The following is a 21,543-nucleotide window of genomic DNA, read 5'->3' as shown; positions in this document are numbered from 1 at the left end:
GGATTAAACTATGTGTGAGGGACGTTCCTCAAAAGTACGTCATCAAACTATCATTGAGCTGCTTTCTACTCAAGGGCAGGTTTACGTACAGGAGCTTGCTAAGCATTTTAATGTCGCGCAAGAAACCATCCGTCGTGACCTTAGTAAGCTTGAAACACAGAAGTTACTGAAAAAAGTCCATGGTGGGGCTGTCAATATTCAATCAAAATTTGAGCGTAATTTTACGGAAAGAGCACAAGCCGCGGTTGATGAGAAAAAAGCGATTGCGGCGAAAGCGGCTGAGCTGATTAAACCTGGAGACACATTGTTTATTGATTTTGGCACAACCACCTTTGAATTTAGCCAAAGAATCAAATTGATTGATAACTTAACCGTTATTACAAATTCGCCGTTATTGGCAAATACGTTACAAGAAAACTCAACTATCGAAACGATTTTGATTGGTGGGCAATTTAATGCAGCGCAAAATGCGTGCTTAGGCGCTATTGCACTAAAAAATATTGCTGAATTTTTTGCTGATTACGCAGTGATTGGGGCAGGGGCGATACACGCATTACATGGTGTGATGGATCAGCATGTCGATGAAGCTGCAATCGCACAAAAGATGATGGAAAACAGCGATAAATTAATGGTGTTAGCGGATGGTACGAAAGCGAATAAACATGCGATTAATTTTGTGACGAGTTGGGACAATATTGATTATTTAGTGACAACCAGCAAAGAATTTAAATTACCTGAAGGTAAAAAACATCCTAAAACGAAAATTATTGTTGCGGACGTTGAATAAGTCTTTAATTCTATAAATTAAACTTTAACTCTCCCTGTGGAAAATAATTAATTATTTTTCATGGGGTTACTTTAACTAAAAAATGTTCATTGAAAATTAACAGCACCTAGGAAAGATTATGAGCCTTTATTTTATTGCTTGTCCTTATTCAGACCCCGATAGCAATGTTGTAGAAATGCGCTTTGCTGAATGCACAAAATTTGCAGCAGAACTGGCGCTTAAAGGTATCGCTACCTATAGCCAAATCACGATGACCCACCCAATTAACCAATACCTTGCTTCTCAAGGACAAAAAGTCGCATGGTCTTCTATTGATATGGAATTTCTAAAGCGGTGTGATGGTTTAATTGTGCTGACATTACCTGGCTGGGAAAAAAGCGGTGGTGTTGCAGCTGAAATTCAGTTTTTTAAAGACCAAGGGTTGCCAGTTTGGACTGGGGATGAGTTTATCGCTCACTCGTCATAATTCACGTTGATGCGTTGTTGGCTTCGCTCAGTTCCTCTAGGCACATACTTGTGTATGTTCCTAGGGGACGGCAAATAGTTTTGGTAATCATAATCACCCACAAATATATAAATAAAAATTCGCTTTAAGCGGTGATAGAGTGAATATCATCTATTAAATTATTCATTTAAAATTTTATGTTTAATTAACTCTATAACGTAACCTTTATTTCTACTCACCAATTCTTTAATTCCCCTAAAAAAAGTGGTCAATTGTTAATTGATAACTATAAAAATCCAATGTAAATTATCGTAAGTAAATATACAAACTATCCTGGGGTTACTTAAATGGATTTTTTAAGAAAAACACTACTCGTATGTTCCTTACTTCCTTTATATGGTTGTGTTTCAAGTGCTAATATTTATGATGATACAAAGGATGATACGGCGAATAATGCAGTGCTGATTACTGGTGGAGGAAACTGGTCTTTTGTTGAGGGAATTAATACATTAACGTATCAAAAAAACAAAGAAAAATTTAATAGAATTTACGAAAAATCATCAATCCCAGAAACGACCATGTTTAATAATGTTGTTGATATTCCTTTATATTCTCGTGCTTGGGACTTTGAACCCACTGATGGTGTTAGATCACCTGTAAAGCTAGAAATGCAAAGAGATGTTCTAATTATTCCTCCAGGTTCCTATAAAATAAAAACCGACTGTATAACACTAATTCCCCCTAGTGCTGGTTATTATTCAAGTCATAGTCATACTCAATATTTTAAAGCTAATACATATTATGTACTAACTTGTAATTATGTAGCTCCAGGTCCAATAATTGAATCCTCCATTGAGGAACTGAAATAATAGGGCATAACCACCTTAATCTTCAACGCTGACTCGTGTGAAAATTAATCAGTATTAAACAAATGGTTTTTTAAATATCTATTTTTATTTATCTCTGCGCTTATTAAAACAAGGACATACCAATAATGCATAAGAACTTATCATTACCAACATTATCTCTTATTATTTCATTTTCCCTTATTTTCACGGGTTGTTCTGATAACAAAAATGAAATTAACAGACAAAATAGTCAGCTTATAACAGGGTTAATATTTTGGGGGCCTATTAAGTCTGTTAAGTCAACGTTTAATACAACAAGTGACAGTGATGAGCAAAAGAGGAGTGCTGAAGGAAATATGTCCATCCAGTATACTTCTGATGGTGAGTTAACTAGCTACCACTATGATTCTGTTGTATATATGGGACAAAATGAATCTACATTTTTTTCTAAAATGGTGATGAAATCGTCATTTGACAAAAGTACTCTATTATCCAAAAAGATGAGCAGTACATTTTATGATAAAAATGATATTGAAAATTTAATTATTACAACTGATTTTTATTACAGTGCCAATGAAGAGAGTAAACAAATTAATAATATCCGGACAATATCAAATAAACACAGTCCAAAAACAAATATTCAGCATGTGTTCTGGGAAAATAACCGAGTTGATAGAGTTAGTGGTCAAGATTTTCAAGGGCTTAAAACATCGATAAAGTACAACTATAATAAACAAGGAAATTTAGCAGCGACAATTGATAGCGAAGAAAATAAAAATAAAACAAGTTTTAGCACGATAAAAAAAATAGAATACCATTATGATAATGATGGTTTTTTTAGCAAGGCCGTCGCTCAATTCTATGGAAAAAAACTCAATTCAGAATATACCTACTTAGACATTACTTCATGTTTAGAAAATGATATTCATGGTAATTGCTTGATAGCTGAAATGTCAAAATTCTCTCCAGAAGGTTTGCTTGAATTTAAGACAACCCATAAATATGAATATCAGTATTATTAAATCATTATTATTCATATTTATGAGCTTACCGCTTTAATTATTTCTGGCTGCTTCAATATTTAGAAGAGCTTTTAATTGCTTACCGGTTTGCTGGTGGAAGTGGTACTAACGCAGGTTCTGCTCGTGTTTTGGGGCATGTGTATATTGCTCGTAATATGTAAGCGACTGAAACTGGCTAATAGCGTAAATAAAAAAAGGAAGCAATAGCTTCCTTTTTTATTTATGGAAATAGAGGTTAATGCGCGGGTTTTAGATAATCATCTAAACTTTTGCCTTCACCTTTTTTATCATTGTCACCATCAATCATATCATCGATAGAACAACCGAACTCTTCCACATCATTGCACATTAATGTCGCCATTGATTTTGCGATTTCATGTTCGCCAATAATGATATGGTCTGCACCTCGTTCTTTAATAAAGCTGACTTCATCATCATAATGGGCACGAACAATCACCGTGACATCTGGGTTCATTTCTTTCGCGGTTGCGACAATTTCACCGGCTTCATAACCATTAGGGATAGTTAAGAGCAATGTTTTGGCGCATTCAATACGGGCAAGGCTAATAATTTCCCTATTGGCACCATTACCTAAAATTGCGCTAAAGCCATTTTCAGCAAGTTCTTCAAACCGAGAGCGGGTATCTTCAACAACGACAACCGGAATTTCCCTTCTACGCAGTTTGTCTGCAAGCATGCCACCTACTCGACCGTAACCAACGATGATGGCGTGGCCGCAGATATCGACAGGAACTTGGGTTTCTTCTTCCAGAGTTTCCTCCAGCAGTTGTTCTTCGATAGTTTCAGTTTTCTCAAGGTACTTATCTAATAAGCTAAATAACACAGGATTCAGCATAATAGAGACAATTGCACCCGCTAACACCAGGTTTTGCGCGTCTTTATCCATGACGCCTAGGGTTAACCCCATTCCGGCTAAGATAAAGGCAAACTCACCAATTTGCGCAAGACTAACAGAAATGGTTAACGCGGTTCGCCGTGAATGGCCAAACATCCTAACAAGTACCAAGGCAGCTGCGGATTTACCAATAATAATAATGGCGAGAACAGCTAAAATTCCCAGAGGCTGCTCAATTAATACGACTGGGTCGAACAGCATCCCAACTGATACAAAGAACAGTACGGCAAAGGCATCACGTAATGGCAGTGTATCTTGTGCGGCACGATGGCTGAGCTCAGACTCGTTTAATACCATCCCTGCGAAGAATGCACCAAGGGCAAATGAAGCATCAAAAATAGCCACAGCAGCATAGGCAATGCCTAATGCGAGTGCGAGAACAGCAAGAGTGAATAGCTCACGAGAACCTGTTGATGCGGTACGCGATAAAATCCATGGGATCACTTTACGACCCACGACAATCATAATGAATATGAATAGAACAACTTTACCAATTGTCCATGCAAGGCCTAATGCGAGCTCACTGAAGCTGGCATCATCCGTATTCATAATAGCTGCCGCCGCAGGCAGTAGAACGAGTGTTAAGACCATCGCTAAGTCTTCAACAATCAGCCAGCCTATCGCAATTTGCCCACGCTGACTTTCAATCAATTGACGCTCTTCTAATGCACGAAGTAATACGACGGTACTGGCTGTTGATAAACACAGGCCAAATACAACACCTGTAAATATTCCCCAGCCAAATAACATCGACAGGCCAAGACCCAGTAAGGTTGCTACTGCGATTTGAGCAATAGCTCCGGGAATTGCGATAGCTTTAACAGCAAGTAAATCTTTTAATGAGAAATGTAGGCCTACCCCAAACATCAGTAAGATAACACCGATTTCAGCAAGTTCAGGTGCCAGTGCTGCATCAGCAACAAACCCAGGGGTAAATGGGCCTGCTAGGACACCGGCTGCAAGATAGCCAACTAAAGGGGAAATTTTTAATCGCTGTGCGATCATTCCTAACAAATATGCAAGGGCGAGACCACCAACAATGGTTGTGATTAAGGGCGTTGAATGCTCCATTTAGTCTCCTCTGGTTAGTATAAAAATAGAAAGGTGGGTACATGCCGTTGACTTTTAAAATGAGGCCTTCATTTTAAAATGCAAATTGCATGTTTTTATATTCTAACTTTTTTTGAGATAAATTTCCTTAAAAAAATGAAATGTTTTTAAAAAAAATGCAGGGTAAAGGAGCTAAATCGTTACAAGCTTTGTGTTTGTGAGATTTTTATCTGAAATTTATCAAGATTATGGAAGGAAAGACCCATACTTATTTTTAGGTAAGTATGGGTAAAATAAGAAAATAAATCTATTTGTTGCCAATATTTGGTAGCAATACTGTAAAAATCCCAAGTAATGGTAAGAAAGCACAATAATGATAAACCTGTTCAATACTGGTCTGGTCTGCGATATGGCCTAAAACTGCCGCACCAACACCTCCCATACCGAATGCTAATCCGAAGAACAACCCTGATACCATGCCGGTTTTACCGGGGATCAGCTCTTGTGCGTAGACTAAAATAGCCGAAAATGCGGAGGCTAAAATCATACCAATGATGACGGTAAGTACCCCAGTCCAATAGAGGGATGCATAGGGTAAAATTAAGGTAAATGGTGCAACTCCAAGGATTGAGAACCAAATAACGTATTTACGTCCTATTTTGTCACCTATTGGCCCGCCAATCATAGTACCAGCGGCTACAGCAAATAAGAAAACAAACAAATGAATTTGCGCATTTTGCACAGAAACACCAAACTTATCTATCAAATAAAAGGTGTAATAGCTGCTGATGCTCGCCAAATAAAAGTATTTTGAAAAAATCAGAATTAACAGTACTGCCAAAGAGCCAATAATTGTCTTTCGTGGTAAGACTTTAACATTCCCTGCATTAATTGGTTTCTTACTTGCAGCGCGGTGTTGTTGTTTGTACCAGTTGCTGACTTGCAACAAAATAACAATCGCAAGCAGGGCTGCAAGCGAGAACCAACCAATGTTGCCTTTTCCGTATGGTTCAATAATCAGCGCTGCAAGTAGTGGCCCAAGGGAGGCGCCTAAGTTACCACCGACTTGGAAAAAAGATTGCGCCAGACCATGACGACCGCCTGAAGCCATACGTGCCACACGAGAGGATTCAGGATGGAAGACAGACGAACCGGTTCCAACCAATGCGGCTGCAAGTAATATGGTCGGGAAGGTTTCTGCCATCGCTAACAAGATTAGCCCCGTTAGCGTGAAGCTCATTCCTATTGGCAAGGAATAAGGTTGTGGATGTTTGTCTGTATAGTAGCCAATAATTGGTTGTAACAATGATGCGGTAATCTGATAAGTAAGGGTTATCATCCCGATTTGGGCAAAACTCAGTGAAAAATCAGATTGTAATAAAGGATAAATCGCTAAGATTAGTGACTGGATCATGTCATTAAGTAAATGAGAGACACTGATCGCCGTTAGGATACTAAAGACCGTTTTCCCTGTTTTATTTAATGGCTTTGACGGGCTTGGGTTGTTGGGTGTTGTGGTTTGTTCACTCATGTCATTATCAACTTTCTGTGTTACATAATTGTTATCAATATAACTGAAATACAATTTATTTAAATGAATAAATAAATCACGTGAATAACTAGTGTTCGTAAATTATTTGATGGTGATCTCATTTTTATGAAACGAATTTCTTATTCTGCAATAGGTATCAAATCCTGCTCATATTTTTATGCTATAAGACAGCAGGTAGTGACAAACTATAATCTAATATGACTGTATAAAAATTCCTATACCAGCAGGGAGAAATGTATGAAGTTTGCATTTAAGGCATGCGCATTAACGGTATCGTTAGCGTTAATACCCGCAACTATGGCAAATGCGTGGGAAAAAGACAAAACATACAATATTACCATTTTGCATACCAATGACCATCACGGCCACTTCTGGCATAACGACCATGGCGAATATGGTTTAGCGGCGCAAAAAACGGTAGTTGATGAAATTCGTGACGAAGTCGCTAAACAAGGCGGCAGTGTTTTACTGCTCTCTGGTGGTGATATTAATACCGGTGTACCAGAGTCTGATTTACAAGATGCAGAACCCGATTTTAAAGGAATGAACTTAGTCGGTTACGATGCAATGGCATTAGGGAACCATGAGTTTGATAACCCACTTGAGACTTTGCGTCAGCAAGAAAAATGGGCAACTTTTCCGTTCTTATCTGCCAATATTTATCAAAGCAGCACAGGTAAACGCCTTTTCAAACCTTACCAAATCTTTGATAAACAAGGTGTGAAAATTGCGGTTATGGGGCTGACAACCGACGATACAGTGCGTATCGGTAACCCTGCCAATTTCCCTGATGTCGAATTCCGTGTGCCTGCGGACGAAGCCAAAAAAGTGGTTGAAGAGCTTCGTGCAACAGAAAAACCAGACATTATCATCGCAGCAACTCATATGGGGCACTATGATGATGGTAATCATGGTTCGAATGCTCCGGGCGATGTAGAAATGGCGCGCAGCTTACCGGCTGGCTATTTAGATATGATAGTGGGTGGTCACTCACAAGACCCTGTTTGTATGTCTCAAGAAAAGAAAAACTACAAACAAGAAGACTATGTACCAGGTACACCGTGTGCGCCAGATAACCAAAATGGAACTTGGATTGTGCAAGCCCATGAATGGGGTAAATATGTTGGTCGTGCAGATTTTGAATTTAAAAACGGCAAGTTTACGCTGAAACACTACCAGTTAATCCCAATTAACTTGAAGAAAAAAGTGACAAAAGAAGATGGGACTAGCGAGCGTGTTTATTATACGCAAGAAATTGCTCATAACCCTGACATGATGAAATTATTGACACCTTATCAAGAAAAAGGTGACAAGCAATTGAGTGTTAAAGTGGGCTCAGTTGAAGGTAAACTTGAAGGTGATCGCAGTAAAGTGCGTTTTGTGCAAACAAATATGGGGCATCTTCTGTTAGCCGCACAAAAAGAACGTGCTGGGGCTGATTTTGCAATTATGAGCGGCGGTGGTGTTCGTGACTCTATCGAAAGTGGCGATATCACTTATAAAGATGTGCTCAAGGTTCAACCGTTTGCTAATGAGTTAGTTTATGTTGATTTCAAAGGGGATGAAGTTCTCCCATACCTGACCGCAGTGGCGAATATGAAACCGGATGCAGGTGCGTATGGCCAGTTCTACAACGTGAACTTAACGCTGAATAAAGATGGCACGATTAGTGATGTCAAAATTGATGGTAAGCCTGTTGACCCGGCTAAAACGTATCGTATGGCAACGTTGAATTTCAATGCGATTGGTGGTGACGGTTACCCGAAAATTGACAACCACCCTAACTACGTTAATACCGGTTTTGTCGATGCTGAAGTGCTCAAAGGGTATATTGAAAAACATTCCCCGCTGAAAGCGGCAGATTATGAGCCAAAAGGTGAGATTATTTATAACAATAAATAATTAAATCATTATTACTTTGAAAGCCTCACCGCTTGCGGTGGGGCTTTTTATCGTCATTATTTAGAGCAAAAAAGCATGAGCGACTAAATGAGGGCCTTCATAAATATCAAATGAATGATAATTTAATAAATATTCATGAGGCGCATGTTCAACAAGAAAACGCACAGTTCCTCGGCTTATTTGTCGATTATGGCTATTGCGTAAATGAAACGCTAGCTGGAATATCACACTCCAAGATTCATCGGGTTTGAGGCTGAAACGAGCAACAGCATAATAAGGCCCGATTGCTGGCGGCTGTTGCCTACCACCTTCTTGAGCCGATAACCATTCAATCGTCGCTGCGACTGTCACGGGTTTAATATCATTTACGTATTTCAGCGAAGGTTGCATTCAGTACTTTGGCGAGATCGTTAGGAGCAAGTTCAATATCTAAACCACGTTTTCCACCTGAAATGAACATACTGGCATATTGCTGAGCTTGGTCATCAATGACTGTTGGTAAGCGCTTTTTTTGGCCTAATGGGCTAATACCCCCAAGCAAATATCCCGTTGTTTTTTGAGCGATTTGTGGGTCCGCCATTTCAACTTTTTTGACTTTAAACACTTTGGCAACCTGTTTTAAATCTAATTGCCCTGAAACAGGTGTTACGGCTACGGCTAACGTTTTTTGATCGCCATTGAGTGCGACTAATAAGGTTTTAAACACTTGCTTGGCATCTAACCCAAGTTTTCGTACTGCTTCATCACCAAAGTTACTTTCATTTGGGTCGTGATCGTAGGGGTGTAATGTGAAGGAAATTTTTTGTTTTTCGAGTAATTTTACGGCTGGGGTCATTTTGAGCCTTCTATTTATAACTTAGTTTCGCAAATATTCTACCAGACTATTTTCACCAAACAGGTGTAACGCACCAACGGCGACCACATAGTTACCATCAGGGAGTGATCTAAGCTGCTCGTTCCAGTTCGCATTTCGTTGCTTCATCAATACCTGATAAATGTCTTCGCTAAAGGTATTGGGTAAAGCGGTACGATTATTGGGTTGGTAGTCTAACCACCAGCCTATCATCGTTTGTAGCGAGCGCGCGTTTGCACGCCAGTGGTTCAGCGAGTCTTGTAATAACGCTAACCCATTATTAGGCAAAGAAAGCAGCAATTCAACTTGGGAGGCGGTGCCTTCTAGTTCAATAATTGGTTTGAGTTGTGATTGCGCATTACGGATAAGTTGGTAGTCAATGCCGTAGTGACCTCTTAGCCCGAGTTCTTGGGCTTGGGTTGCTTGCAAAATCAGGGCAATTTGCCATGAGGGTAAGGTATCAAAGCGTTCGGGGGATTGGCGGAGCTCTAAACAATATTGTTGAAAAAGATGATATTCATCACGAGTTAGCCGTTGCTCGACAGGGAGAAACTCAGTGATATCATCATTAGGAAATGGAGAGTGAGTTTCAGTGATATCCGCCTCAACAATCAAGGCATCTGCGAGATTAAGTTTGTCTAATAATGTGGCAGACAAAGGAAACATCGTTTCTGTTCCCATGTGAATGCTACCCACAATGTGCAATTTCAGCTTTTTTGATAGCCGGATATCAACAGCAGGGTAAGGGTAAACCGGAGCTGTTTCTGTATGAAGCCAATTCTTTAAATTTTCAAACAAGTTACCCACGATTTCGTCCCTGCGTTATTTCTCATTTTATTAGGGTAAACAATCTTACTGTAATTTGCGAATGCTCATCGTTGATTACGCATTTTTTAGCCGATTGGTGTCTTCGTGGAGGCGAAGTAAAATAGAAAAATGCCCCTATTAAGGGGCACATGGGGTTAATTATTTTTACTAATACCTTTAAATACACTGAGTAACGTGAATAAGCTAAAGGAACTAAACACCATTTCGATGCCAATTAGGGTTGTCAGTAAAGTAATTGATGTAATTGGGCCATTACCGATGAGTAAATAAGCAATGAAGAAATCTAACAGCCCGATGATGATTTGTAACCAGCCGCCGGCTGAGCTAATCTGTTGGAAGCCGACATATAACCGAATAACCCCACCGATGATAAATAAAGCCGCCACTAAAATAGCCAACGCGACCAGGCTCTGCAACGGGTCTTTAATGAAAGAGTAGCCGACAATAATATAAATAAGACCAATGATAAAACCAAATAGCCGAGACCAACCGGTATAGATCACGGTACTTAGAATGCTTACAATCGCGCCAACACCACCAATAATCAGGAGCACACCCAGTACGGTACTGACAGCGATACCTGATATCATTGGGTTGATGATACAAAAAATTCCGCCCGCTAATAATAAAATGGATAATATCACCAAAAATGTACGTTGTTTTTTAAACTCTTCACCCGCAAGTTTGGCAAGTTTTTCACGATCAATATTAAGCATTTTGCTCTCCAAATATGAAATAACTAACTATTTACTAGTATAGACTTAGCTTGATATTAATGACATATAAGATAATACAATTTTTACTTAGTATTAGTAGGAAAATGAAGTGTTGTAGAGAGAAGGTTTAGAGATGAACAATATCAATCATTAAAAAGTGGGAAGAACATCAGTTCCTCCCACTTTAAGCTATTATTTTTCAGGTTTAAAGCGTAGTAAACGGTTTGCGTTACTGACTACTGTAATCGATGATAATGCCATTGCTGCACCTGCAACGACAGGGTTTAGTAATGTTCCCGTTATTGGGTACAAAATACCAGCGGCAATCGGGATACCTAACGTATTATAAATAAAGGCACCAAATAGGTTTTGCTTCATATTACGCAGTGTTCCTTTTGAAATAGACACCGCATCGGCAACACCATGTAAGCTTTGGCGCATTAGGGTAATGGATGCAGTTTCAATCGCGATATCACTGCCGCCACCCATCGCAATACCAACGTCAGCTCGGGCTAGAGCAGGGGCATCATTGATGCCATCACCCACCATTGCAACTTTGTGCCCTTTGGCTTGCAAGGCTTCAATTGCGGCGGATTTACCGTCTGGCATAACGCCTGCAATCACTTCATCAATACCCGCTTCTTTGGCTATCGCGTTAGCTGTTACTGGGTTATCCCCGGTTAACATGACTAAACGGAAACCTTGTTTGTGCAACCGCGCCAGCGCACTTATGCTGTCTTCACGTAATGGGTCACGGATAGATAACAGCGCGGCAACTTTACCATCAACAGCCAGTAAGACGGGAGTGACACCTTGAGTGGCTTGTTGGTGTAAGATTTCTTCAATATCACGGGTATCAATATTATTTTGTGATAACAGTTTTTGGTTACCTAATAAAATAGTTTTCCCATCAATTATTGCGCTAATACCTAACCCTGCTAAGGTTCTAAACTGCTCATTAGCAGGCAGTGTTAAGCCTTTTGCGCGATTTAAAACAGCGCGAGCCAGTGGATGATTAGAACCATTTTCTAATGAAGCGGCAAACTGTAAGGCGGTGTCTTGTTCGAACCCATTAAATACATGAATATCAGTAACTTGTGGCATGCCTTCAGTCAATGTACCTGTTTTATCAAAGACAATGGTATCTAACTCACTTGCTTGCTGTAATGCATCTGCATCGCGCACTAATACGCCAAACTCAGCCGCTCGGCCCACGCCAGAAATAATCGACATTGGCGTTGCAAGGCCTAGCGCACAAGGACACGCAATGATTAATACCGTTGTGGTAATAACGAGTGCGTAAGTAATTTGTGGTGCAGGCCCAGCAAAGTACCAAATAGCACCTGAAATTAAGGCAATAGCCACAACGACCGGTACAAATACGGCAGAAATACGGTCAGCAAGTTGGCCAATTTGTGGCTTACTACTTTGTGCTTGGCGAACAAGGTGAATAATGCGCGCTAAAGTCGTTTGGCTGCCAACAGCAGCGGCACGAAATAGCACTGTACCATCTTGTACCACAGTTCCCGCATGAACTTGATCCCCTTTACTTTTTTGCTGCGGGATCGGCTCACCTGTTAGCATGGCTTCGTCTAACCAAACCTCGCCTTCGATAATTTCACCATCAACAGGGACACGGTCACCCGTTGCTAAGCGTAAAATCATTCCTTTTTTGACTTGCTCCAGCGGCATATCCACTTCGCCTTGTTCTGTGACAACACGGGCCGTTGGCGGCGTCAGGTCTAGCAAGCGTTCAAGGGCTTTGGATGAGCGTTGGCGAGCTCGTTGTTCTAAGGCATGACCTAGGTTAATAAGACCGATGATCATGGCACTGGCTTCATAATAAAGGTGTCTGGCTTGGTCTGGGAACCATTCAGGCCAAATATTGACTACAATAGAATAGAGCCAAGCCGCCCCTGTTCCTAGCGCGACTAAGGTGTCCATGGTCGCACTGCCATTTTTTAGGCTTTGCCATGCATTTCGATAAAAGTGCCCACCTGCAAATACCATGACCGCAAGGGTTAATACACCAATGGTGAGCCAAATGGTATGGTTTTGCTCAGTCAGCACCATGTTATCGCCCATCATCCCCCACACCATCACAGGGATACCAAGGGCAAGTGCTAATGCTGATTGCCAGCGGAAGCGGCGCATATTGGCTTGCGCGACCTCCTGTTGGCGCTCTCGGCGTTTAGCTTCATCTTGAATGATTTCCGCGCCATAACCTGCTTTAACAACCGCGGCGATTAAATCATTCGGCTCAGCAGTTCCGGTGACTAAAGCACTGCGCTCAGCTAAGTTGACACGTGCATTTTCAACGCCTGGTACGCTATTTAAGGCTTTTTGGGCTTTGTTGACACAACTGGCACAGGTCATGCCATCAAGCAGTAACTGTACACTGTCATCTATTGGGCTAATTTCAGGTTGTTCACCTAAATCAGACTCTTGTGCCGGGATCTCACAGATTGCCGCTGAATCAGCTTCCGGCTGTTCAGTTGTAGTACTCAGCGGCTCAGTTTTTGGGTGAGATTCACCCACAGTTGCTTGGTAGCCAGCCGCTTGAACCGCAGCAATTAGGGATTCTGCGGATGCCGTACCTTGGACAACAGCGGTTTGGGTATCGACAGTTGCACTTTGAACACCATCAACTGCTTCTAGCGCTTGCTGTGTTTTAACGGCACATTTCATGCAACTTAGACCCGAAAGGGATAAAGAGATCGCTTTTGTTTGGGCGAGTTCTGCGTTGTAACCCGCTTGTTGAACAGCGGCGATTAACGTTTGTGCATCAGCAGAACCGTACACTTTGGCGCTGGTGGTATCGACAACGGCAGCGGCAACGCCATCAACCTCTTCGAGTGCTTTTTGTGTTTTACCCGCACATTTCATACAATTGAGGCCTGAAAGCTGTAACTCGACATCAGGAGCTGTAGCCACTTCAGCTTCATAGCCTGCATCAACGATGGTTTTAATTAAATCAGCCACATTGGTATCACTTTCCATCACGGCATAATCGATACTCACTTTTAAGTTAGTGACATCACCACGTCCTTCGAGCGCTTTAGTGACTGAACCGACACAGTGCATGCAGCTTAGTCCCTGTAATTTTAAAATAATCATGTTACTCATTTTGCAGCCTCCAAACCCGTTTGATGTATTGGGTCTATAACTTTATCTACAATTAGGTCTATAATTCGACAATATGTAAAGGTTACACCTTCCAGCAAGGTTAAGGTCAAGAGGAATTATGAATATTAGTGAAATTGCCAAAAAAACGGGCCTAACTGCAAAAGCAATCCGTTTTTATGAGGATAAAGGTTTAATTACGCCACCTGAAAGAGGGGAGAACAGCTACCGCTATTATCGGGAACGTCATTTAAACGAACTCGTGTTGCTCAAACAGGCAAAAGATGTGGGTTTTACCTTGGATGAATGTGGCGAATTATTAGGTTTATTTCGCAACCCAACCCGACATAGTGCTGATGTAAAAACGACAACGATAGCCAAGATAAATGAAATAGAGCAGACAATCGTTAAATTGTCTGCCATTCGAGATACATTACAAGAGCTCGTGGACGTATGCCCTGGGGATGATGGCGCAGATTGCCCGATTATTGACCACTTGGCACGTGGGTGTTGTCATCATGAGAAGGTTTAACCTGCAAGGTGATACCGTCTACTGCGATGACCACCACTTCTGTGTTGGCGCTTAATGGCGTGTCGCTATACACGCGCCAACTACCATCTGCAAGGCGTACTCGGCTAAAGCCTTCTTCGGTATCTGACAACAAACGGCCTTTCACACCAATCAGTTGATGACTGATTTGATTGACGTTATCTGCCTTATTTTTTTGCTTGTTCCTCAACCAGTTGCGCCATAACACAGCAGAGACAACGGTAAAAATGGCAAACAAGATCCCTTGCCACTCCCAACTGATGAATGGCAGAGCCCAAACGATAACCCCAACAAGCACCGCAGCAATACCCGACCATAAAAGATAGCCTGCGGTACCAAGAAGTTCACCAATCAGCAATAGCCCACCAAGACACAGCCAAAACCATGCGGGTTGAGCACTGATAAGCTCTATCATTCTTTTACCTGTTTTTTTATGGCACCGGTTTTCTTGCTTTCACCGATTAGCTCAGTAATTCCACCAATTGCGCCCATTAAGTTACTGGCTTCTAATGGCATCATGATGACTTTGCTGTTTTCGGCAGAACCAATACTGGTCAGTGCATCGGTGTATTTTTGCGCCACAAAGTAGTTAATCGCCTGCATATCACCAGCGGCAATCGCTTCAGATACCATTTGTGTTGCTTTTGCTTCCGCTTCTGCTGCTCTTTCGCGTGCTTCGGCTTGTAAAAATGCGGATTGGCGTTCACCTTCAGCTTTGAGAATTTGTGACTGTTTTTCACCTTCAGCTTTTAAAATTGCTGCTTGGCGGATACCTTCAGCCTCAAGAATATCAGCCCGTTTGGTACGTTCAGCTTTCATCTGCGCATTCATCGCACTAATTAATTCTTTTGGTGGCTTCACATCACGAATTTCGATACGGGTAATTTTGACACCCCAAGGGTTAGTTGCCTCATCCACCACGTGTAATAAACGGCTATTAATGGAATCACGTTGCGACAACATTTCGTCTAGTTCCATGGAACCTAATACGGTACGAATATTCGTCATGGTTAAATTTAGTACGGAAAGTTCAAGGTTGCTGACTTCATAGGCCGCACGTACTGGGTCAACGACTTGAATAAAGCAGACCGCATCAATAGTGACGTTGGCATTATCGCGAGAAATAACTTCTTGGGATGGGATATCAAGGACTTGTTCCATCATATTGATACGACGGCCAATTTTGTCCATAAATGGCACAATAATATGCAAGCCTGGTTGTAGCGTACGGGTATAGCGGCCGAAACGCTCAACTGTCCATTGAAAGCCTTGCGGTACTGTTTTAACACAGGTAAAAACAATAACGACAGCGACAAAAATGATAATCGGTATTGCACCAAAGGCGAACAAGTCCATATTTAACCCTTAATTAGTAAAGTAATGAATATACTTGGCGACGGTATTTACTGGCAATGGCATCACCAGTTCCCATGGCAGACATAATATCCATCATGGTTTTTCTCACTGCGCCGTCACCTGCACCCAAATCGGTACGTAAAAAGCCGAATAACATTTCCAGCGCTTCTTCGTTGCGGTTCACTTCATGCAGTTTTAGGGCTAATTGAACAGCTAACGTTGTATTTTGCGGATCTTGATTGAATTCATCTTGCAATTGCTGAATTTCAGGGGTGTCCGCAGCTTGTTTTAATAATTCAATTTGTGCAATTAAACCTTGGTAGCGGCTGTCTTTATCCTGTAATGGGACAGCTTCTAAAGTAGCTTGTGCGTCATCAACAAGATTTAAACCGATTTGGGTTTCTGCCAACAATAATGTGATTTCGCTATTTTTGGGGTTCAGCTGATGCGCTTCTTTTAACAATGGCAGTGCTTCTTGCGCTTTACCTTCTGCAATTAATTCAGCAGCTTGTGTTGCTTTCATTTCTTCTGGGCTTGGCAGCACGCGAGATAAAATTTCCAGCACGACCTCTTCGGGTTGTGGCCCTTCAAAGCCATCAACAGGACGACCATTTTGCAATACATATACGGTAGGGATCGCTTTTAAGCCAAACTGACTGGCGATCATTTGTTCTTCATCACAATTAACTTTAGCTAAAATAAATGACCCTGCGTAGTCGTTGGCAATTTTTTCCAACATAGTACCGAAATCTTGGCAATGAGGGCTACGCGGTGACCAAAAGTAAAACATGACAGGTAAGTTCATTGATTGTTCAATGACTTGGTGTAGGTTGGTTTCGTTAATATCAATTATCTGAGCGTTAGCAAACATAAGAAGTCTCTTTTGAATTTGTTATCAATAGAATTTTTGAGCGATAGTAATAAAATGGGGCTGATTTTGCTTTTTTCAAGCTTTTTTTCCCTGATTTGCCAGTATTTTATCCATTATTTTGTCAGGTAAAATACGCTTTAAGATACGCACAGCGACAGTTAATAACGTGACAGAGTAGCGTACTTTTGGGCGCGGGTTTTCTAACGCATGGATCAATTTTTCTACCACATGTTCCGGTGTTAAGGTAAAACGTGAGGCAATACCTGGGTTTTTAACAGGCTTATCTTTTTGAGTTTGTTCAACATTTTGAGTAAATGCTGTATGAATAGGGCCGGGCTCAATTAAGCTCACTTTTACCCCCGTCCCTGCCAACTCTAGGCGTAAGGCATCAGACCATGCTTCCAGTGCGTATTTACTGGCTGCATAAGCGCCACGGCCGGGGGTTGAAATCACCCCCATTACCGAACTGGTTTGGATAATTCGGCCTTCATGGTGCGCGCTCATGGCGGGTAATAGCAAAAAAGTTAATTGGTGAACACCAAAAAAATTAGTGGAAAATTGCGCTTCGAGTTGCTCGCGGTTGACGCTATTTAACGGCCCATACACCCCAAAACCGGCGTTGTTGAATAACCCGTAAAGGCGATGATTACAGAGTGTTAGCACCGTTTGAGCCGCTGTTTCTATGCTATTTTTATCATCGAGGTCAAGTGAGACGGTGTCATAACCCAGTTCTTTCAGGCGTAAAATATCACTTTCTTTACGGCAGGCAACAATAACATGATAGCCACGCTGGCGAAGTGTTTGTGCAGCACAAAAGCCAATACCGCTTGATGCACCTGTGACCAGGACTGATTTTTTGTTTCGTGCTGATGTTTGCATAACTTTACCTTGGTTTCATGCAACTGAATCTATTTCGGGTATAAAAGAGCGTTTTAATTCTCTTGTTTAACGTCTGTTTTATTTATTAGACGGTAAAATATGTTCAGAAAGCTGTTTTTCCATAAAATCAGCAATGGATGGCTGGGCTTCAACCGTCGGGTGAATACCGTCTTGTTGTATCCATTCAGGCTTAGTTATCACAGTTTCCATATAAAATGGCAGTAATGGAATTTGATTACTTTGCGCCAATTTCGGATAGACTTTTTCGAAACTTGTCGTATAACGTTTTCCATAGTTAGGTGGAATACGAATTTGCATTAAGAGCGGTTTCGCACCGGATTGCACGATTTGCTTAATAATCTGTTGTAAATTAGCTTCAAGTTGTTCTACTGGGAGACCTTGTAAGCCGTCATTTGCACCTAACTCGATCAATACCCAGTTAGGTTTGTTTTGTTCGAGTAACATGGAAAGTCGTTCTAACCCCTGTGCAGAGGTATTCCCACTAATACTACCGTTAATAATAGCAACGGGTGGGGAAAGTTTCTGCCAACGTTCGGCAAGCAAAGAGGCCCAAGCCTGCTCAGCCGGTAGACGGTAGCCTGCACTTAGGCTATCACCTAAGATTAATAGCTTAGTTGACGCAAGTGCGTGCCCACTTGCAGTCAGTAACAGGAGAAATACCAATATATGTCGGCGAATAATATTCTTGAAGTTCATCATCTCATTAAACGTGTTGGCCAAGGTGAACATGAACTGACTATATTGCAAGGTGTTGAGCTAATTGTCGAGTCCGGGCAAACAATTGCTTTAATTGGGGAGTCTGGTTCGGGGAAATCAACCTTGTTAGGGATTATCGCGGGGTTGGATGACGGCTCCAGTGGAACGGTTAATTTATTAGGTCAAGACCTCACTAAAATGGATGAAGAGCAACGGGCACATTTACGGGCACAAAGTGTCGGTTTTGTGTTTCAATCCTTTATGTTGATTCCAACCTTAAATGCTATTGAAAATGTGCAGCTTCCTTCTTTGCTACGTGGCGAATCTGAGTCTGAAAGTTATCAACATGCGGCGGGTTTACTGACTGATTTAGGCTTAAAAGATCGCTTAAAACATATGCCAGCACAGTTGTCAGGAGGGGAACAACAACGCGTTGCACTTGCTCGAGCTTTTAATGGCCGCCCTCAAATTTTATTTGCTGATGAACCAACGGGTAACCTCGATCGCCACACCGGGGATAAAATTGCAGATTTATTATTTGCGATGAACAAAGAGCATGGAACAACCTTGATTTTGGTTACTCACGATAACGAGCTAGCTGCGCGTTGCCAACGCCGCTTGCATTTGGTTGATGGGCAGTTGAGGGAAGAAGCATGATTTGGCGTTGGTTTTGGCGTGAATGGAAAACACCCTCGTTATTGATTGTTTGGCTTGCACTTACCCTTGCAGTAGCTTGTGTACTGGCCTTAGGGCGAATTAGCGATCGTATTGAAAATAGTATGAGCTACCAAAGCCGTGAGTTGTTAGCGGGGGACTTAGTTTTACGTTCTTCTCATCCAAGCGAACCTACATGGTTACAAGAAGCCCAAAAAGAGGGCTTAGCGCTCAGTCAGCAAATATCATTTTCTACCATGGCTTATGCGACAGAAGATGAAGACGCTCGGCCACAATTGGTGTTAGTGAAAGCTGCAGATAAGGCATATCCATTATATGGCGAGCTTATCACTGAACCCGCTGGGTTAACCCCGACAAAAGGGGAAATATTAGTTGCTCCGCGGCTATTAGAATTATTGAACCTCAATGTAGGGGATAACATTGATATCGGAGATGCAACGCTAAAAGTCTCGGGTAAATTAATTCAAGAGCCCGACAGCGGATTTAACCCGTTCCAGATTGCTCCAAGAGTATTAATAGCGATTGAAGATGCGCCATTAACAGGGGCTATTCAAGTAGGCAGCCGATTAACGTATCGCGACATGTTTGCCGGTGATCGTCAGCTGATTGATGCATTTCAACAAAAATATGAGCAAGATCTGCGAAATGATCAACGTTGGTATACATTAAGCGAAGATAACGGCGCAGTAGGGAAAACGTTTCAACGTGCTCAACAATTTTTATTGTTATCAGTGTTATTAACACTGCTGCTAGCCATTGCTGCGGTCGTGGTTTCAATGACGCATTATTGCCGCAGCCGTCATCAACTAATCGCAGTATTAAAAACTCTAGGAGCAGGGCGTAGCGCATTACGTCAGTGGATTATTGGGCAGTGGTTAGTGATTTTAATCGCTGCGGCTTTACTCGGCTCATTATTAGGTTTGGCTTTTGAAGGCATTTTAATGCAAATCTTAGGGGCTATGTTGCCGAAGGAATTGCCACCTGCGAGTTTAATGCCTTGGGTTTGGGCGATCGGTACATTATTCATTATTGCTATTATTGTTGGCAGTCGCCCTTATTACCAACTGATGGCAACCCAGCCTTCAAGGGTATTGCGTGAAGATGCTAAATCACCCGTTTGGCCCCTGTATTATTATCTGCCAATTGTTATTTTAATTGTGGTTGGTGGGTTATTTATTTTTGCTGGCGTCAATCCTCTGTTGTGGTCAATTTTGGCGGGTATTGTCGTGGTGGCCATTCTACTTGCGCTGATTGGTTGGGTAGGCTTATGGGGGCTACGCCATATTAAGTTCCGCCAATTAAGTTTGCGTTTATCCGTTAGTCGCCTATTGCGCCAGCCGTTACAGACCATCACACAAATGAGTGCATTTTCGCTGTCATTTATGTTGTTGGCGCTGCTAATTTTAGTGCGTGGTGATTTACTTGACCGCTGGCAGCAGCAATTACCCGCAGATAGCCCGAACTATTTCTTGATTAATATGAACCAGTCACAGCTTGAGCCTGTTACCAAGCTCTTGGCTGAGTTTGACGTCAAACCAACAGAGTTCAACCCTGTGGTGTTAGCGCGCTTAACCGATATTAATGACCAGTCAGCGGTTGAATGGGCAGATCAACGTGATCCAAATAATAATACGGTGCGACGTGAATTGAGTTTAACTTGGCAATCTGATTTAGCGCCAGCTAATGTGGTTGACGAAGGGACATGGCCACCGAAAGCGGGAGAAGTTTCGATTGAACAAACGGTCGTTAAAGAGCTCGGATTGAAATTAGGCGATAAACTAACATTTAACGCAGGGGCTCAGGTCTTTAGTGCAACAGTCAGTAGTATTCGTACGGTTGATTGGGAGAGCCTGCGACCGAACTTCTATTTTATTTTCTCTGAAGAAAGTCTTTCTCAAATGCCGGCCACTTGGTTGAGCAGCTTCCACTATGAAGGCGATGGGCAGTTATTGACGCAACTTAGCCGCCATTACCCGACAATTAATGTGCTCGACACTGGTGCAATTATTACCCAAATCCAGCAAATTCTTCAGCAGGTTAGCCAAGCCCTTGAAGTGATGGTGGTACTGGTTATTTTCTGTGGGTTATTGCTATTATTGGCTCAAATTCAAGTGGGTATGAGCCAACGAGAGCGAGAGCTCGTAGTATATAGAACGCTAGGCGCCAGTAAAAAGTTAATGCGTAGAACGCTATGGAGCGAATTTGCATTACTTGGCTTAATGGCCGGGCTTGCCGCAGCTTTTGGAGCAGAAATTGCATTATGGCTGTTACAAAGTAAAGTGTTTGATTTCCCATGGCAACCTGAATGGCGTATGTGGGTATTATTGCCTTTGTGCGCGGCAATTTTATTGTCTATTTGCGGTGGGTGGTTAGGACTGCGTTTATTAGGGACGGGTAATCAGCATCGTCGTTTACCTAATAGTTAAATACTCGTCATACTTCGAGTTGCAGCG

The 21,543-nt window shown here is 41.8% G+C and carries 20 protein-coding genes; 8 read left to right on the top strand and 12 right to left on the bottom strand.

The genetic code is table 11. The features are described from left to right. Positions 1-10: 10 nt before the first annotated feature. From PSF28_RS17930 to PSF28_RS17915, 4 genes are all read left to right on the top strand, one after another. Complete coding sequence (locus PSF28_RS17930; RefSeq protein ID WP_210837655.1) at positions 11-787, top strand: DeoR/GlpR family DNA-binding transcription regulator; 777 nt, start codon at positions 11-13, stop codon at positions 785-787. A 118-nt stretch (positions 788-905) separates the two neighbouring features. Further along, positions 906-1,253 (top strand): DUF1937 family protein, encoded by a 348-nt coding sequence (locus PSF28_RS17925; protein ID WP_210837654.1) that lies wholly within the window; start codon positions 906-908, stop codon positions 1,251-1,253. 326 nt (positions 1,254-1,579) lie between these two features. After that, positions 1,580-2,101 (top strand): hypothetical protein, encoded by a 522-nt coding sequence (locus PSF28_RS17920; RefSeq protein ID WP_272685424.1) that lies wholly within the window; start codon positions 1,580-1,582, stop codon positions 2,099-2,101. Between the two features lie 125 nt (positions 2,102-2,226). Next, the gene (locus PSF28_RS17915) at positions 2,227-3,102 is read left to right on the top strand and encodes a hypothetical protein (protein ID WP_272685423.1); all 876 of its coding nucleotides are present in this window, start codon (positions 2,227-2,229) and stop codon (positions 3,100-3,102) included. 235 nt (positions 3,103-3,337) lie between these two features. On the opposite strand, the gene ybaL is transcribed toward PSF28_RS17915, so the two are convergent. Then, complete coding sequence (ybaL, locus tag PSF28_RS17910; RefSeq protein ID WP_004913598.1) at positions 3,338-5,089, bottom strand: YbaL family putative K(+) efflux transporter; 1,752 nt, start codon at positions 5,087-5,089, stop codon at positions 3,338-3,340. 286 nt (positions 5,090-5,375) lie between these two features. Further along, the gene (locus PSF28_RS17905; protein WP_210837648.1) at positions 5,376-6,599 is read right to left on the bottom strand and encodes an MFS transporter; all 1,224 of its coding nucleotides are present in this window, start codon (positions 6,597-6,599) and stop codon (positions 5,376-5,378) included. A 258-nt stretch (positions 6,600-6,857) separates the two neighbouring features. On the opposite strand from PSF28_RS17905, the gene ushA reads away from it, so the two are divergent. Next, positions 6,858-8,522 carry a bifunctional UDP-sugar hydrolase/5'-nucleotidase UshA gene (gene ushA, locus PSF28_RS17900; protein ID WP_210837646.1) on the top strand — a complete coding sequence of 555 codons (1,665 nt, stop codon included), beginning with the start codon at positions 6,858-6,860 and terminating at the stop codon, positions 8,520-8,522. 60 nt (positions 8,523-8,582) lie between these two features. Here the strand turns inward: ushA and PSF28_RS17895 are convergent, their stop codons facing one another. The 5 genes from PSF28_RS17895 to copA form a co-directional block, all read right to left on the bottom strand. Then, a complete protein-coding gene (locus PSF28_RS17895; protein ID WP_210837644.1) occupies positions 8,583-8,912 on the bottom strand; it encodes a hypothetical protein in 330 nt (109 codons plus the stop codon). Further along, entirely contained in the window at positions 8,884-9,357 is a 474-nt protein-coding gene (gene ybaK, locus PSF28_RS17890; RefSeq protein WP_210837642.1) for a Cys-tRNA(Pro)/Cys-tRNA(Cys) deacylase YbaK, read from the bottom strand. The genes PSF28_RS17895 and ybaK overlap by 29 nt, the downstream gene beginning before the upstream one ends. 21 nt (positions 9,358-9,378) lie before the next feature. Continuing rightward, entirely contained in the window at positions 9,379-10,182 is an 804-nt protein-coding gene (locus tag PSF28_RS17885) for a TraB/GumN family protein (protein WP_210837640.1), read from the bottom strand. 155 nt (positions 10,183-10,337) lie between these two features. Then, positions 10,338-10,919, bottom strand: coding sequence for an HdeD family acid-resistance protein (locus tag PSF28_RS17880; RefSeq protein ID WP_004913580.1), 582 nt, complete (start codon positions 10,917-10,919; stop codon positions 10,338-10,340). A 192-nt stretch (positions 10,920-11,111) separates the two neighbouring features. After that, positions 11,112-14,045: a copper-exporting P-type ATPase CopA gene (gene copA / locus PSF28_RS17875; protein ID WP_272685422.1), complete on the bottom strand. Its 2,934-nt coding sequence runs from the start codon at positions 14,043-14,045 to the stop codon at positions 11,112-11,114. A 118-nt stretch (positions 14,046-14,163) separates the two neighbouring features. Here copA and cueR point away from each other — a divergent pair, with 118 nt between their 5' ends. Then, positions 14,164-14,574 carry a Cu(I)-responsive transcriptional regulator gene (gene cueR, locus PSF28_RS17870; RefSeq protein WP_210837636.1) on the top strand — a complete coding sequence of 137 codons (411 nt, stop codon included), beginning with the start codon at positions 14,164-14,166 and terminating at the stop codon, positions 14,572-14,574. Here cueR and PSF28_RS17865 read toward each other — a convergent pair. From PSF28_RS17865 to tesA, 5 genes are all read right to left on the bottom strand, one after another. Beyond that, positions 14,528-15,007, bottom strand: a complete 480-nt coding sequence (locus PSF28_RS17865) for an NfeD family protein (protein WP_210837634.1) — start codon at positions 15,005-15,007, stop codon at positions 14,528-14,530. The two genes, cueR and PSF28_RS17865, sit on opposite strands and share 47 nt — an antisense overlap. After that, complete coding sequence (locus PSF28_RS17860) at positions 15,004-15,948, bottom strand: SPFH domain-containing protein (RefSeq protein ID WP_109912071.1); 945 nt, start codon at positions 15,946-15,948, stop codon at positions 15,004-15,006. Before PSF28_RS17860 ends, PSF28_RS17865 begins: the two co-directional genes overlap by 4 nt. 13 nt (positions 15,949-15,961) lie before the next feature. Further along, on the bottom strand, positions 15,962-16,819 hold the full coding sequence (locus PSF28_RS17855; RefSeq protein WP_210837632.1) for a co-chaperone YbbN: 858 nt from the start codon (positions 16,817-16,819) through the stop codon (positions 15,962-15,964). 75 nt (positions 16,820-16,894) lie between these two features. Further along, on the bottom strand, positions 16,895-17,698 hold the full coding sequence (locus PSF28_RS17850; RefSeq protein WP_210837630.1) for an SDR family oxidoreductase: 804 nt from the start codon (positions 17,696-17,698) through the stop codon (positions 16,895-16,897). Between the two features lie 78 nt (positions 17,699-17,776). Beyond that, complete coding sequence (gene tesA, locus PSF28_RS17845; protein WP_210837628.1) at positions 17,777-18,418, bottom strand: multifunctional acyl-CoA thioesterase I/protease I/lysophospholipase L1; 642 nt, start codon at positions 18,416-18,418, stop codon at positions 17,777-17,779. Between tesA and ybbA the strand changes: the two genes are divergently transcribed. Further along, a complete protein-coding gene (gene ybbA / locus PSF28_RS17840) occupies positions 18,386-19,072 on the top strand; it encodes a putative ABC transporter ATP-binding protein YbbA (protein ID WP_272685421.1) in 687 nt (228 codons plus the stop codon). The genes tesA and ybbA overlap by 33 nt on opposite strands. Continuing rightward, a complete protein-coding gene (gene ybbP / locus PSF28_RS17835) occupies positions 19,069-21,516 on the top strand; it encodes a putative ABC transporter permease subunit YbbP (RefSeq protein WP_210837624.1) in 2,448 nt (815 codons plus the stop codon). The genes ybbA and ybbP overlap by 4 nt, the downstream gene beginning before the upstream one ends. Positions 21,517-21,543 lie beyond the last annotated feature (27 nt).

It is taken from the genome of Providencia sp. PROV130 (genome assembly GCF_028482225.1).
Classification (GTDB): Bacteria; Pseudomonadota; Gammaproteobacteria; order Enterobacterales; family Enterobacteriaceae; genus Providencia; species Providencia rettgeri.
The sequence above is the reverse complement of the archived record's forward strand: the minus strand, read 5'-3'. Positions and strand labels throughout refer to the sequence as shown.

What these genes read in the sequence shown, in the direction of transcription:
- PSF28_RS17925 (WP_210837654.1), top strand. Translation starts at nt 906, where the DNA reads ATGAGCCTTTATTTTATTGCTTGTCCTTATTCAGACCCCGATAGCAAT.
- PSF28_RS17930 (WP_210837655.1), top strand. Translation starts at nt 11, where the DNA reads ATGTGTGAGGGACGTTCCTCAAAAGTACGTCATCAAACTATCATTGAG.
- copA (WP_272685422.1), bottom strand. Translation starts at nt 14,045, where the DNA reads ATGAGTAACATGATTATTTTAAAATTACAGGGACTAAGCTGCATGCAC.
- ushA (WP_210837646.1), top strand. Translation starts at nt 6,858, where the DNA reads ATGAAGTTTGCATTTAAGGCATGCGCATTAACGGTATCGTTAGCGTTA.
- PSF28_RS17905 (WP_210837648.1), bottom strand. Translation starts at nt 6,599, where the DNA reads ATGAGTGAACAAACCACAACACCCAACAACCCAAGCCCGTCAAAGCCA.
- PSF28_RS17915 (WP_272685423.1), top strand. Translation starts at nt 2,227, where the DNA reads ATGCATAAGAACTTATCATTACCAACATTATCTCTTATTATTTCATTT.
- PSF28_RS17920 (WP_272685424.1), top strand. Translation starts at nt 1,580, where the DNA reads ATGGATTTTTTAAGAAAAACACTACTCGTATGTTCCTTACTTCCTTTA.
- ybbP (WP_210837624.1), top strand. Translation starts at nt 19,069, where the DNA reads ATGATTTGGCGTTGGTTTTGGCGTGAATGGAAAACACCCTCGTTATTG.
- ybbA (WP_272685421.1), top strand. Translation starts at nt 18,386, where the DNA reads ATGTCGGCGAATAATATTCTTGAAGTTCATCATCTCATTAAACGTGTT.
- PSF28_RS17895 (WP_210837644.1), bottom strand. Translation starts at nt 8,912, where the DNA reads ATGCAACCTTCGCTGAAATACGTAAATGATATTAAACCCGTGACAGTC.
- PSF28_RS17850 (WP_210837630.1), bottom strand. Translation starts at nt 17,698, where the DNA reads ATGCAAACATCAGCACGAAACAAAAAATCAGTCCTGGTCACAGGTGCA.
- PSF28_RS17865 (WP_210837634.1), bottom strand. Translation starts at nt 15,007, where the DNA reads ATGATAGAGCTTATCAGTGCTCAACCCGCATGGTTTTGGCTGTGTCTT.
- ybaK (WP_210837642.1), bottom strand. Translation starts at nt 9,357, where the DNA reads ATGACCCCAGCCGTAAAATTACTCGAAAAACAAAAAATTTCCTTCACA.
- cueR (WP_210837636.1), top strand. Translation starts at nt 14,164, where the DNA reads ATGAATATTAGTGAAATTGCCAAAAAAACGGGCCTAACTGCAAAAGCA.
- ybaL (WP_004913598.1), bottom strand. Translation starts at nt 5,089, where the DNA reads ATGGAGCATTCAACGCCCTTAATCACAACCATTGTTGGTGGTCTCGCC.
- PSF28_RS17880 (WP_004913580.1), bottom strand. Translation starts at nt 10,919, where the DNA reads ATGCTTAATATTGATCGTGAAAAACTTGCCAAACTTGCGGGTGAAGAG.
- PSF28_RS17855 (WP_210837632.1), bottom strand. Translation starts at nt 16,819, where the DNA reads ATGTTTGCTAACGCTCAGATAATTGATATTAACGAAACCAACCTACAC.
- PSF28_RS17860 (WP_109912071.1), bottom strand. Translation starts at nt 15,948, where the DNA reads ATGGACTTGTTCGCCTTTGGTGCAATACCGATTATCATTTTTGTCGCT.
- tesA (WP_210837628.1), bottom strand. Translation starts at nt 18,418, where the DNA reads ATGATGAACTTCAAGAATATTATTCGCCGACATATATTGGTATTTCTC.